This window comes from Pseudomonas haemolytica, from assembly GCF_009659625.1.
Lineage (GTDB): Bacteria > Pseudomonadota > Gammaproteobacteria > Pseudomonadales > Pseudomonadaceae > Aquipseudomonas > Aquipseudomonas haemolytica.
The window spans coordinates 182,059-194,662 of the sequence record NZ_VOIW01000005.1 but is presented as its reverse complement, the minus strand read 5'-3'; the positions used below and the strand labels follow the sequence as shown (position 1 = coordinate 194,662).

At 60.8% G+C, this 12,604-nt stretch carries 9 protein-coding genes; 7 read left to right on the top strand and 2 right to left on the bottom strand.

Annotation, left to right across the window (positions count from 1 at the left end):
• The first annotated feature begins 30 nt into the window (after positions 1-30).
• From FRT59_RS17505 to FRT59_RS17490, 4 genes are all read left to right on the top strand, one after another.
• Entirely contained in the window at positions 31-1,098 is a 1,068-nt protein-coding gene (locus FRT59_RS17505) for a phosphotransferase family protein (protein ID WP_153871831.1), read from the top strand.
• Between the two features lie 21 nt (positions 1,099-1,119).
• Positions 1,120-1,887: an SDR family oxidoreductase gene (locus FRT59_RS17500; RefSeq protein WP_153871830.1), complete on the top strand. Its 768-nt coding sequence runs from the start codon at positions 1,120-1,122 to the stop codon at positions 1,885-1,887.
• Positions 1,888-1,957: 70 nt separating this feature from the next.
• Positions 1,958-3,391 carry a MocR-like pyridoxine biosynthesis transcription factor PdxR gene (gene pdxR / locus FRT59_RS17495; RefSeq protein WP_153871829.1) on the top strand — a complete coding sequence of 478 codons (1,434 nt, stop codon included), beginning with the start codon at positions 1,958-1,960 and terminating at the stop codon, positions 3,389-3,391.
• A gap of 84 nt (positions 3,392-3,475) precedes the next feature.
• The gene (locus FRT59_RS17490; protein ID WP_153871828.1) at positions 3,476-3,877 is read left to right on the top strand and encodes a cupin domain-containing protein; all 402 of its coding nucleotides are present in this window, start codon (positions 3,476-3,478) and stop codon (positions 3,875-3,877) included.
• Positions 3,878-3,925: 48 nt separating this feature from the next.
• Here the strand turns inward: FRT59_RS17490 and FRT59_RS17485 are convergent, their stop codons facing one another.
• Positions 3,926-4,555: a DNA-3-methyladenine glycosylase I gene (locus FRT59_RS17485; RefSeq protein ID WP_153871827.1), complete on the bottom strand. Its 630-nt coding sequence runs from the start codon at positions 4,553-4,555 to the stop codon at positions 3,926-3,928.
• 231 nt (positions 4,556-4,786) lie between these two features.
• On the opposite strand from FRT59_RS17485, the gene FRT59_RS17480 reads away from it, so the two are divergent.
• The 3 genes from FRT59_RS17480 to FRT59_RS17470 are packed head-to-tail and all read left to right on the top strand — an operon-like array spanning position 4,787 to position 7,536.
• On the top strand, positions 4,787-6,097 hold the full coding sequence (locus tag FRT59_RS17480) for a C4-dicarboxylate transporter DctA (RefSeq protein WP_153871826.1): 1,311 nt from the start codon (positions 4,787-4,789) through the stop codon (positions 6,095-6,097).
• 33 nt (positions 6,098-6,130) lie between these two features.
• Positions 6,131-6,832 carry a FadR/GntR family transcriptional regulator gene (locus FRT59_RS17475; protein ID WP_198809849.1) on the top strand — a complete coding sequence of 234 codons (702 nt, stop codon included), beginning with the start codon at positions 6,131-6,133 and terminating at the stop codon, positions 6,830-6,832.
• 17 nt (positions 6,833-6,849) lie between these two features.
• Positions 6,850-7,536: a GntR family transcriptional regulator gene (locus FRT59_RS17470; protein ID WP_153839574.1), complete on the top strand. Its 687-nt coding sequence runs from the start codon at positions 6,850-6,852 to the stop codon at positions 7,534-7,536.
• Positions 7,537-7,733: 197 nt separating this feature from the next.
• Here the strand turns inward: FRT59_RS17470 and FRT59_RS17465 are convergent, their stop codons facing one another.
• Positions 7,734-12,602 (bottom strand): NAD-glutamate dehydrogenase, encoded by a 4,869-nt coding sequence (locus tag FRT59_RS17465; protein ID WP_153839573.1) that lies wholly within the window; start codon positions 12,600-12,602, stop codon positions 7,734-7,736.
• Between the last annotated feature and the right edge of the window lie 2 nt (positions 12,603-12,604).

Here is a 12,604-nt window from a genome sequence, read left to right as displayed (position 1 = left end):
AGGCCTTAAGAATAAGCAGAAGGGATAAGCATGGCGCTGAACGACCAATCAACCCAGGTTCGCCCAGGCGAAGAGCTTGATACCGGCCTGATCGATCCCTACCTCAAGGCCCATATCCCGGGCTTGAGTGGCACGCCCACGATCAGCCAGTTCCCCGGCGGCGCATCGAACCTGACCTACCTGCTGGAATACCCGGGCCAGGAATTCGTGCTGCGCCGTCCGCCCTTTGGCCACAAGGCCAAGTCCGCCCACGACATGGGCCGCGAATACCGCATTCTCAACCAGCTTAAAGATGGCTTTCCCTACTGCCCCAAGGCTTATGTGCACTGTACCGATGAATCGGTGATCGGCGCCGAGTTCTATGTAATGGAGCGGGTCAACGGCATCATCCTGCGCTCTGACTTGCCGGCCGAACTGGGGCTGGACGCGCGCAAGACTGAAGCCTTGTGCAAAAGCTTTATCGACAAGTTCGTCGAACTGCATCGGGTGGACTACAACGCCTGCGGCCTGGCCGACCTGGGCAAGCCCGAGGGCTACGTGGCGCGGCAGATCCGCGGCTGGAGCGACCGCTACGAAAAGGCCCTGACCCCCGACGCACCAAAATGGGAGGCGGTACGCGCCTGGCTCAACGACAAGATGCCAGCCGACCACCCGACTTCCAGCATCGTGCACAACGACTACCGCTTCGATAACGTGATCCTCGACCCGCATAACCCGATGCAGATCATCGGCGTGCTGGACTGGGAACTGACCACTCTGGGCGACCCGCTGATGGACCTGGGCAACACCCTCGCCTACTGGATCGAAGCCGCAGACCCGGCGCCAGTGCAACTGATGCGGCGTCAGCCGAGCAACGCCCCCGGCATGCTCACCCGCCGCCAGTTTGTCGACTACTACGCGGAGCGCTCCGGTATCCAGATCGACAATTTCGATTTCTATTACACCTACGGCCTGTTTCGCCTGGCCGGCATCGTGCAGCAGATCTACTACCGTTTCTTCCATGGCCAGACCCAGGACAAACGCTTTGCGCAGTTCATCCACATGAACAAGCTGCTGGAGCAGATGAGCCTGAATGTCATCGGTAAATCCGCACTCTGATTGCAACAACAAGGAATTTCTATGTCCAAGACCAACCTGTTCGACCTTGATGGCAAGATTGCTTTCGTTTCTGGTGCCAGCCGTGGCATCGGTGAGGCCATCGCCAAGTTGCTGGCCCAGCAAGGCGCCCATGTGATTGTCTCCAGCCGCAAACTGGACGGTTGCCAGCACGTGGCCGATGCGATCATCGCCGACGGCGGCAAAGCCACCGCCGTTGCCTGCCATATTGGTGAAATGGAACAGATCACCCAGGTGTTCGCCGGCATTCGCGAGCAGTTCGGACGCCTGGATATCCTGGTCAACAATGCCGCCACCAACCCACAATTCTGCAACGTGCTGGACACCGACCTGGCCGCCTTCCAGAAGACTGTGGACGTGAATATCCGTGGCTACTTCTTCATGTCGGTGGAAGCCGGCAAGCTGATGCGTGAGAACGGCGGCGGCAGCATCATCAACGTGGCCTCGATCAACGGTATCTCGCCCGGCGTGTTCCAGGGTATCTATTCGGTGACCAAGGCCGCCGTGATCAACATGACCAAGGTGTTTGCCAAGGAATGTGCGGCATTCGGCATCCGGTGCAACGCGTTGCTGCCGGGCCTGACCGACACCAAGTTCGCCTCGGCGCTGGTCAAGAACGACTCGATCCTGAAAGTGGCCCTGGCCCAGATCCCGCTCAAGCGTGTGGCCGACCCCAGCGAAATGGCCGGCGCGGTGCTGTACCTGGCCAGTGATGCCTCAAGCTACACCACCGGCATGTCGCTGAATGTGGACGGTGGTTTCTTGTCCTGACGCCACCTGGGTTTCTTCGGATCGGTTTGCGAGTAACCTTGGCGCAGATCGATCTGCCCCAGGATGAAACATGCAATTGCACCTCGTCATCACCGGCCGCAAAGACCTGGCTGCCCAGCTTTATCAGCAGTTACGCGAAGCCATCGCCACCGGGAGACTCTCGGCCGGTGCACAACTGCCTCCCAGCCGGCTGCTCGCCGAGCAATTAGGCGTATCGCGCAAAACCGTCTCCGACACCTACGCGACCTTGACATACGAAGGCCTACTGGTCGGCAAGATTGGCCGAGGCACCTTCGTCAATGCGTGGGCGCCACAGCCCGACCGCGTACAGACCGCTGCCGACCTGGCCTGCGCTGCCAACCTGGGCAAGTGGGCGGCGTTGCCCTCGCCCATGCGCCATCCCACCGACGACAGCATCCTGCGCTATGAATTTATCGGCGGCGCCACCACACGCAATCAATTCCCCCAGGACGAATGGCGGCGCTGCACCCAGGACGCCCTGCGCCGTATCGCCCAGAACAGCGGTTTCTACAGCCAGCCCGAGGGACTGCCCGCGTTGCGCAGTTCCATTGCCGGGCATATCGCCTTCTCCCGTGGGGTCAAATGCCGCGACAGCGACATCGTGGTCACCAATGGCGCGCAGCAGGCCCTCGACCTGATCGCCCGCGTAGTGCTGGAACCGGGCAGCATCGTGGCCATGGAAGACCCAGGCTACAGCCCGGCACGCCAACTGTTCGTGGCGATGGGCGCCAGCGTCGCGAGTGTGCCGGTCGACGAACACGGTATTCAGGTCGAAAATATTCCCGATGGCACGCGATTGATCTACGTGACGCCGTCACACCAGTTCCCCCTCGGCATGCCCATGAGCCTGCCGCGCCGCGAAGCGTTGCTGGCGCGGGCCATCGAGCTTGGCGCAATCATTATCGAAGATGACTACGACAGCGAATTCCGCTACGCAGGCCGCCCCACCGACTCCCTGCAAAGCATGGACACCCGCGGCGTGGTGACCTACGTCGGGACCTTCTCCAAAACCCTGCTGCCGGAGTTGCGCCTGGGCTATGCAGTGCTCCCACCGGCGATTTATGGCGCTGTGCTCAAGGCCAAGCAATTGACTGACCAGCACTGCTCGACCCTGCCGCAATGGGCACTGGCCAAGTTCATCAGCGAGGGCTATTTGCTCAAGCATATCCGCCGCTGCCATAGCGTCTATGCCGGGCGCCGCGAGCGCATCCTGCAGCGTCTGGCGGGTGACCTGTCACCGTGGTTTGAAGCGGTGCCTACAGTGGCCGGCTTTCATATGGCAGCGCTGTGCAAAGTGCCAGTGGATGTTGCATTGCTGATCGAACTGGCGCGCCAGGTGGACGTGGGGTTGTATCCGCTGGACGTGTTTTACCACGACGCTGCGGTTCGCCCGGGCCTGATCATCGGCTTCGGCGCCATGGAAACCCTGGACATCGACCCGGCGCTGGACAAGGTTCGCGATATCCTCCAGCAGATTGGCTAAGGGGTTTTCCGGCGCATTGGTCATTGGTGGTGTGCACGCTGCGGCGTAGGGTGGAGAGGTCTTGAACTATGTGGAACCCTCACCATGAAACGATTGCTCGCCACCACGCTGATGCTCGCCTCCCTCGGCGCATTTGCCCACGACCCGGTGTACAACAAGGAAACGATCAAGGTGCTGCAAGAGCACGCCTTGACCAATGTGCCCGGCAAGAAAACCACCATGCTCACCGTCGACTACGCCCCCGGCCAGGCCACCGTGCCCCATAGCCACACCGGTACGGCCGTGGCGTATGTGCTGGAAGGCGAGATCACGTCGCGGGTCAACGAGGAGAAAGCGATCACTTACAAAGCTGGGGAATCGTTCTACGAACCGGCCGGTTCGCGGCATTTTGAATCGAGCAATGCCAGCCAGACCCAACCGGCCAAACTGCTGGTGGTGATGGTGCTGGATGACAAGGCTGAAGTGCTGACCCCGCTGCCACAGTAACCCGCCACGATACAAAACCAATATGGGAACAGGCCCGCTCCCACAGGGTCAGGGTCGCTTGAAGTGGTTGCGCAGCGCCTCAATCCGCTGCCGACAAACGCAACCTTCAAGGTGGTCATTGACCATTCCCATCGCCTGCATCAACGCATACATCGTAGTCGGGCCGACAAAGGTCCAACCGCGCTTCTTCAGGGCCTTGGACAAGCGCACCGACGCCAGTGATGTCGGGTTGGCCGTCCAGTACGCCATGTCCACCACCGCTGGCCTCTCCTGCTCGGCAGGCTCGAATGCCCACAACCAGCGCGCCAGCGAGCCGATCTCATCCACCAGTTCACAGGCCCGGCGCGCATTGTTGATAGTGGAAACAACCTTGGCCCGATTACGCACGATGCCCGGGTCGTTCATCAAGCGCTCGATATCCGCCTCGCCGTACTGCGCCACCCGGCGAAAATCAAAACCCTCGAACGCCTGCCGGAAGCTTTCACGCTTGCGCAGGATGGTGATCCACGCCATTCCGGCCTGAAAGCCCTCCAGACAGATTTTCTCGTACAACTGGATGTCATCCGCCACCGGCACGCCCCACTCGTGGTCGTGGTAATGGAGGTATTCGGGGGCGGCGTTGCGCCATGTGCAATGGGTGCACCCGGCTGCGTCGGTTGTCAGACCTGATGGGTCCATTCGTCACCTCGTGTACAGAAGCCGGATGATACGCAAAAAAAAATATACCCCGTCAACCGCTCAAGCATCGTACTGACCGACTAACTGGTCAGACCGGGACCTACGAACCGCCGAATATTTACTTGTTATTTGAAAAAAGCCAGGCGTAGACTGGCCACGCACTGGACTTACCGGTAAGACCACAACAATTAAGCCCTGGAACCACCAGGGCACCGAATAGAGATCCTTCCCATGCTCAGATGGTGCTCGCGTTCGATTTTCCTGCAAGTCGTGATCGGCCTGATGCTAGGCGTAGTCTGCGGCCTGGCCCTTCCCGAATTCTCCTCGCAACTCAAACCCCTGGGTGACGGCTTTATCAAGCTGATCAAAATGCTGATTGGCCTGATCGTCTTCTGCGTGGTGGTCAGCGGTATTTCCGGCGCCGGCGACCTGAAGAAGGTCGGGCGCATCGGCCTCAAGTCGGTGATTTACTTTGAAGTACTCACCACTGTCGCCCTGGTGCTCGGGTTGATCATGGCGTTCAGCACCGGCATCGGCAGCGGCGCCAATATCCACCTGGAGCAGCTCTCTTCCGCTGGTTTGAATGAACTGGCCGACAAGGGCCAACACATCCGCGGCACCAGCCAGTTCCTGATGGACCTGATCCCCAACTCGGTGATCGGCGCATTCGCCGATAACAATGTGCTGCAAGTGTTGTTGTTCTCGGTGCTGTTCGGCAGTGCGTTGAACCTGGTGGGTGAGGCGGCCAGCGGCATCTCGCGGCTGATCAACGAGCTGAGCCACGTGATATTCCGCATCATGGGCATGATCGTGCGCCTGGCGCCGATTGGTGTGTTCGGCGCGATCGCGTTCACCACCAGCACCTACGGCCTGGACTCCCTGCAACACCTGGGCAGCCTGGTGGGCCTGTTCTACTTGACCTGCTTTGCTTTCGTCGGGCTGATCCTCGGCCTGGTGATGCGCCTGTCGGGCCTGCGCATGCTGCCCCTGCTCAAGTACCTGCGCGAAGAGCTGCTGATCGTGATGGGCACCGCTTCGTCCGATGCCGTGCTGCCGCAGATCATGCGTAAGCTGGAACACTTGGGCATCGGCAGCTCGACTGTCGGCCTGGTGATTCCGACAGGGTACTCGTTCAACCTCGACGGTTTCTCGATCTACCTGACCCTGGCCATCGTGTTTATCGCCAACGCCACCGGTACTCCGCTGTCGATGACCGACTTGTTGACCATCCTGCTGGTATCGTTGATCACCTCCAAAGGTGCCCACGGTATCCCGGGCTCGGCGCTGGTCATTCTGGCGGCGACGCTCACGGCTATTCCGGCGATTCCGGTGGTTGGCCTGGTGCTGGTATTGGCAGTGGACTGGTTTATGGGCATTGGCCGTGCATTGACTAACCTGATCGGCAACTGCGTGGCTACCGTGGCGATTGCCCGGTGGGAAAAAGACATCGACATCCCGCGCGCCAACAAGGTGCTGGACGGCCAGCAAGGTTATGCCTTCCAGGCCAAAAAGCCGGTGTTGCCGGCGCATCAGGAGTTCTAATTTGTTTTTTTGCAACATTCAGGAGCCATCGACGTGATCAGCACTTCAACCGTCGTCAATTCAGTCGTAGAAAAACTGCGCGCCGCCCTGGCGCAGGGCCAGTGGCGGCGTGGTGAAATGCTGCCCGGCCAGCGTGAACTGGCTGAACAAATGGGCATCAGTCGCCCCAGCCTGCGCGAAGCCGTGATCGTGCTGGAAACCCTCGGCCTGGTGCGCTCCATGCCCGGTAAAGGCGTGGTGGTGCTGGAGACCAGTATCAGCGAGCCGCAATCGAGCGACGCCGTAGCCGATGCCAGCCTCGAAGACATCCTGCAACTGCGCTACACCCTCGAACCCTTTATCGTCGGCCTGGTGGCCCAGTCCATCAGCAGCAAGGAAGTCGGCCAGTTGCGCCTGACCCTGATGGACATGCGCGAGGCCCTCGATGCCGGTGACGCCGAAGCCGGCATGAACGCGTATATCGACTTTCACGAAGAACTGTTCGCCCTGACTTCCAACCCGATTTTCCAGAACGTAGTGCAGCAAACCAGCAATGCACTCAAGCAAAGCGCCCACGTGCTGCGTAATTCGCCTGAGCACTTGGCTGAACGCCTGCAGGAAAACGAAGCCGTGGTGCGCGCCATCCGCAATAAAAACAGCGCCCTGGCCAGCGCCGAAATGCGTCGGCATATCCTTCAGGAAGGCCTGCGCATGGGCATTCGCTTGAACATCCCGGACGACCATCTGGGCAGTTGATTTTCTGGAGGACGACCATGACCGCTCACGCTTTGCAACGCGACCCACTCCTCCCTGCACTGCGCCTGGTGCCTGGTAAAAAGCTGTCGGTGGATGACATCTACCCCCGCTTGTTCGACGCAATTCTCGAACAGCGCATCGCCCCGTCCAGCCGCTTCACCGAAGAAAGCCTGGGCGAAACCTTTGGCGTGAGCCGCAGCGTGATCCGCCGGGTGCTGGCCAAGCTGTCCCATCAGCAAGTGATCATCCTGCGCCCCAATCAACGCGCCCAGGTCGCCGCGCCAGATGCCCAGCACACGCGGCAGATTCTGGAAGCGCGGCGCCTGACCGAAATCACCGTGGTGCAACTGGCCTGCGCCCAGGCGACACCGAGACAGATCCGCCAACTGCGCGAACTGATTGCACGCGAGCGCGACTGTATCGAGCGTGATCAGCGGGGGCCGGCGATCCGGTTATCGGGGGAGTTCCACCTGCAATTGGCACAGATGGCAGGCAATGCGCCGCTGGCGCAGTTTCTCAACAGCCTGGTGCCGTTGACGTCGTTGATCATTGCCCAATATGAAGCGAAGGCCTGCACGTATTGCGCGTGGCAGGAGCATGAGGCGATCGTGGAGGCGATTGAGCAGCGCGATTCAACCACCGCAGTGGCGCTGATGACCCTGCATCTGGATCACCTGGAATCCAAATTACTCAAGCACCACTGAACCCAAGTGTAAGCAGATCAAAATGTGGGAGCGGGCTTGCTCGCGAATGCGGTGGGTCAGTTAACACATATGTGTCTGATATACCGCATTCGCGAGCAAGCCCGCTCCCACATTTGGCCCCTCGTTGATTGATAAATAGTGTTCCAATGAAAAGCCCCCGCATCTCACGATGCGGGGGCTTTTTATTTACCGCTTGATCAAGCCGGTTGCAGCACCGACTGACCGCTCAACGCCAGATCCAGCAACTCACGGTTGGCGACCGCGTACATGGCGTAGTCCGTACCCACTGCTGCACGGATTTCCACCATCATTGCGCGCCAGCGATCGGCCATGTCCTGATGCTGCTCAAGCCACAGGGCCACGCGGGCTTCCATGTCTTGTGGCGCGTCGGCCATTTGCAGTACCGAGATGGTGATCGCCCGTTGCTGCCAGTCCACGTCGTCGCGGAAGGCTTCGCGGGCCTGGGCCTGCCAGTTGTTGGCCACCGGCAGATCGCTGATCTGCTGCAAGTACCATGGCAAGTCCAGGGCGCTGCCAACGGCGAAGTAGGCCTTGGCCACTTCGGCGGCGTCATGCCCGGTTACGTCGGCGGCTTCGATGATCGGCAGCAAGGTGTACAGGTGAGTCGTACCTGCCACCATGCGCGCCAACAGCTCCGGAACGCCGGCTTCGGTGTAGGCCTGGTAGCGGGTCTGCCAGCCTTCGCGGGTCGGGCCTTCCAGCAGCTCGTCGAGCTTGAGACCCAACGCAGCCAGGTGTGGGCCGAAGTGCGCGGTGTCACGCCCGGCGTCCTGCTCATTGCGACGGCTGCGCAGGAACCAGCGCGTAGCGCGACGGCCCAGGCGCATCAGCTCATCCATCAGCTCCAGTTGCACGTCGGCGGAAACCTGGTGGTCCAGGGCTTCGATCTGACGGAACCAGTGCGGGAGATGGAAGATGTCACGCACGATCACATAGGCGCCGGCCACGTTTGCCGGGCTCATGCCGGTCGACTCTTTGAGTCGCTGCACGAAGGTGATGCCCATATGGTTGACCAGGTCGTTGGCGATCTGGGTGCTGACGATCTCGCGCTTGAGGCGGTGACGACGCATGGCCTCGCCGAACTTGGCCACCAGGCTCGGTGGGAACGCGGTCTCCATGTCACGGGTCAGGTACTCGTCATCCGGCACCTGGGACTTGAGCAGCGCTTCCTTGAGGTCGATCTTGCTGTACGAGATCAGCACCGACAGCTCTGGACGGGTCAAGCCCTTGCCGGTGGACGCGCGCTCGGTGAGCTGTTCCTCGGTCGGCAGGTACTCGATGGCGCGGTCCAGCTTGCCACGGCCTTCCAGGTCGCTCATCAGGCGCTTGTACTCGGCGGCACGCTCGTAGGCACGGCGCGCAGCCAGGGACAGGGCCTGGGTCTGCTTGTAGTTGTTGCCCAACACCAAGTGGCCGACTTCGTCGGTCATGCTCGCCAGCAACTGGTTGCGCTGCTTGTCGGTCATGTCACCGGCCTGCACCACTTCGTTGAGCAGGATCTTGATGTTCACTTCGTGGTCGGAGCAGTCCACACCACCGGCGTTGTCGATGAAGTCAGTGTTGGAACCGCCGCCATTGAGGCCGAATTCCACACGACCCAGTTGGGTCATGCCCAGGTTACCGCCCTCGCCTACCACCTTGCAGCGCAGCTCGTTGCCGTTGACCCGCAGCGCGTCGTTGGCCTTGTCGCCCACGTCGGCATGGCTTTCGGTGCTGGCCTTGACGTAGGTACCGATACCACCGTTCCACAACAGGTCTACCGGTGCCTTGAGCAAGGCGTTGAGCAGCTCGGTCGGGGTCAGCTTGTCGGCCTGGATGTCGAAGCGTTCTTTCATCTGCGCCGAGATGGCGATGCTTTTGGCGCTGCGCGAGAAGATCCCGCCGCCTTCGGACATGATGCTGGTGTCGTAATCGGTCCAGGACGAACGCGGCAGCTCGAACATGCGCTGGCGCTCGACGAAGCTGGTGGCCGGGTTCGGGTTCGGGTCGATGAAAATGTGCAGGTGGTTGAAGGCCGCGACCAGTTGCAGCTTGTCGGACATTAGCAAGCCGTTACCGAACACGTCACCGGCCATATCGCCGACGCCCACTACGGTGATGCTGTCTTCCTGCACGTTGATGCCGCGTTCACGGAAGTGACGCTGCACACCAACCCACGCGCCTTTGGCGGTGATGCCCATTTTCTTGTGGTCGTAACCAGCCGAACCACCGGAAGCGAACGCGTCACCCAGCCAGAAGCCGTAGTCGATGGCGATGCCGTTGGCGATGTCGGAGAACGTTGCGGTGCCCTTGTCCGCCGCGACCACCAGGTACGGGTCATCGTCGTCATGGCGCACGACATTGGCCGGCGGCACCAGGGCGCCGTCCTTCAGGTTGTCGGTGATATCCAACAGGCCGGAAATGAAGATGCGGTAGCAGGCGATGCCCTCGGCCGCGATCTCGTCGCGGGTGCCGCCCAGTGGCAGGCGACGCGGCAGGAAGCCGCCCTTCGCACCGACTGGCACGATGACCGAGTTCTTCACTTGCTGGGCTTTTACCAGGCCGAGCACTTCGGTACGGAAGTCTTCTTCACGGTCAGACCAGCGCAGGCCACCACGCGCAACGTTGCCAAAGCGCAGGTGCACGCCTTCAACACGCGGCGAATAGACGAAGATTTCAAACTTCGGCACCGGCTTGGGCAGTTCTGGAATGGCGCGCGGGTCGAACTTGAAGCTGAAGTACGACTTGTTCTGGCCGTTGGCGTCGGCCTGGTAGAAGTTGGTGCGCAGGGTGGCCTTGATCAGGTCCAGGTAGCGACGCAGGATGCGGTCTTCGTTGAGCACCTGAACGTCGTCCAGGGCGGTGAGGATCGCTTGTTCCAGGCGTTGCTGCTTGTCTTCCAGGTCGTCGGCGGTGAGCTTGCGCGCCAGGTAGAAGCGGGTCTTGAACAACCGGGTCAACTCGCGGGCGATGTCGGTGTGGTTGTTCAGGGTGCTGGCGATGTAACCCAGGTCGAAGCCCAGGCGGATCTGCTTGAGGTAGCGAGCGTAGGCACGCAGCAGCGCGACGTCGCGCCATGGCAGGCCGGCGGTGAGTACCAGGCGGTTGAACGCATCGTTCTCGGCATCGCCGTGGACGATATGCACGAACGCGTCCTGCAGCGTGTCGTTGAGCTGCTGGATATCCAGGTTCACGCCTTCGGCGGCGATGAAGGCAAAATCGTGGATCCAGAACTCGCGACCATTGGCATGGCGCAGGCGATACGGGAACTCACCCAGCACGCGCAGGCCGAGGTTTTCCAGGATCGGCAGCACATCGGACAATGCCAGCGGCGTATCGGCGTGGTAGAGCTTGCAATGCAGCTCACGCTGGCCGGAGACCTGGCCCAGCGGCTGATAGAAGCTCATCACCAGCGGGTTGGCTTCGGTGAGGCTGTTCAGATGCTGCATGTCGACCACGGCCGAATGCGCGGCAAAACGCTCGCGGTAGCCGGCCGGGAAGCCTTTCGGGAAGTCCGCCAGCACGTTGGTGCCGTGGGCTTCGCCGAAGCTTTCCACGACCAGGCTGGCGTAGTCGTCCTGCCAACTGCGGCAGGCTTGCACCACTTCTTTTTCCAGTTGCAGCGGGTCGATGTCCAGGCGGTTCTTCGGGTCAACCCGCAGAATCAGTTGCACACGAGCCAGTACCGACTCGGAGAAGAAGGTCCAGAACTCGCAGTCCGAAGCCTTGAGGCGATCCATCAGCACTTGCTGGATCTTCTGGCGCACTTCGGTGGAGTAGATGTCACGCGGTACGTAGGCCAGGCAGTAGCAGAAACGACCGTATGGGTCTTTGCGCAGGAACACACGGATCTTGTTGCGTTCCTGGATCTGCACGATGGACATCACAGTACTGAACAGCTCGTCGACCGGGGTCTGGAACAAGTCGTCACGGGGCAGCACTTCAACCACCTGGGCCAGTTCCTTGCCCAAGTGCGCCTTGGCCTGGAAGCCCGAACGGCGTTCGATCTCCGCGACCTTGCGGCGGATGTAAGGAATCACCCGCACGCTTTCGCCGTACACCGAGGAGGTGTACAGGCCCATGAAGCGGTGTTCCTTGATGACCTTGCCGTCGGCACTGATCTCACGGATCGACACGTAGTCCGGGTAGGCCGGGCGGTGCACGCGACTTGGGTGCGCGGCCTTGGCGAACGACAGCACGGTGGGTTCACGCAGGTAGGCCACCGCATAGTCTTCGATGCGCAGGTCTTCGGCGGTGAGGCCGGCGCGCAGCAACTTGGTCAGACCGAGGAAGGAATCGGCGTCATATTCAATATGACCGCCGTCCGCCTCGTCACGTACCACGAACTCTTCGTAGCCCAGGAACGTGAAGTGGTTGCCCACCAGCCATTCCAGGAAGTTCTTGATCTCGGCTTTTTCTTCGCCATCGATGGCGAACTGGCTGGCGTCGATACCGGCCAGCAGGTCCTGGACCTTGGCTTTCATCGGCTCGAAATCAGCCACGGCCACGCGCACTTCGCCCAGCACCTGCTCAAGCTCTTTACTCAGCACATTCAATTCGGCGGCGTTGGCGCAGCGGTCGATTTCCAGGTACATCAGCGATTCTTGCTGGATGCCTTCGCCCTGGGTGCCTTTTGGCAGAACCTCCAACAGCTCGCCCTTGCTGCCACGGCGTACGCTCAGCACGGTGGTTTGCAGGGTATGGATGCTGTAGCCACGGCGGTTCAGCTCGGTGCGTACCGAGTCCACCAGAAATGGCAGGTCATGGTGCAGCACTTCGACCGCAGTGTGGGTCGATTGCCAGCCATGACGTTCGTAATCGGGGTTGTAGACCCGCACTTGCGGTTGGGTGTGATCAAAGCGCTCAAGCAGGCGCCAGGCAGACAGGGTGCAACCGGCCAGGTCGGAGAGGCGACGCTGGGTCAGTTCGTCCAGGGAAATGATGCCGAAAAATTGTTCAGCGAACAGCGCCACTTGTGGCAGTGCCTGTTCACTGATGTGCTGCGCCAGTGCCGCTTGCAGTTGATGCTGGAAGTCGGCCTTGCTGGCTGCGGTGAAGAACGCCATCT

Excerpts from the sequence above, each read along its gene's own strand:
- FRT59_RS17505 (WP_153871831.1), top strand. The coding sequence starts at position 31 with ATGGCGCTGAACGACCAATCAACCCAGGTTCGCCCAGGCGAAGAGCTT.
- FRT59_RS17465 (WP_153839573.1), bottom strand. The coding sequence starts at position 12,602 with ATGGCGTTCTTCACCGCAGCCAGCAAGGCCGACTTCCAGCATCAACTG.
- FRT59_RS17480 (WP_153871826.1), top strand. The coding sequence starts at position 4,787 with ATGCTCAGATGGTGCTCGCGTTCGATTTTCCTGCAAGTCGTGATCGGC.
- FRT59_RS17485 (WP_153871827.1), bottom strand. The coding sequence starts at position 4,555 with ATGGACCCATCAGGTCTGACAACCGACGCAGCCGGGTGCACCCATTGC.
- pdxR (WP_153871829.1), top strand. The coding sequence starts at position 1,958 with ATGCAATTGCACCTCGTCATCACCGGCCGCAAAGACCTGGCTGCCCAG.
- FRT59_RS17470 (WP_153839574.1), top strand. The coding sequence starts at position 6,850 with ATGACCGCTCACGCTTTGCAACGCGACCCACTCCTCCCTGCACTGCGC.
- FRT59_RS17490 (WP_153871828.1), top strand. The coding sequence starts at position 3,476 with ATGAAACGATTGCTCGCCACCACGCTGATGCTCGCCTCCCTCGGCGCA.
- FRT59_RS17500 (WP_153871830.1), top strand. The coding sequence starts at position 1,120 with ATGTCCAAGACCAACCTGTTCGACCTTGATGGCAAGATTGCTTTCGTT.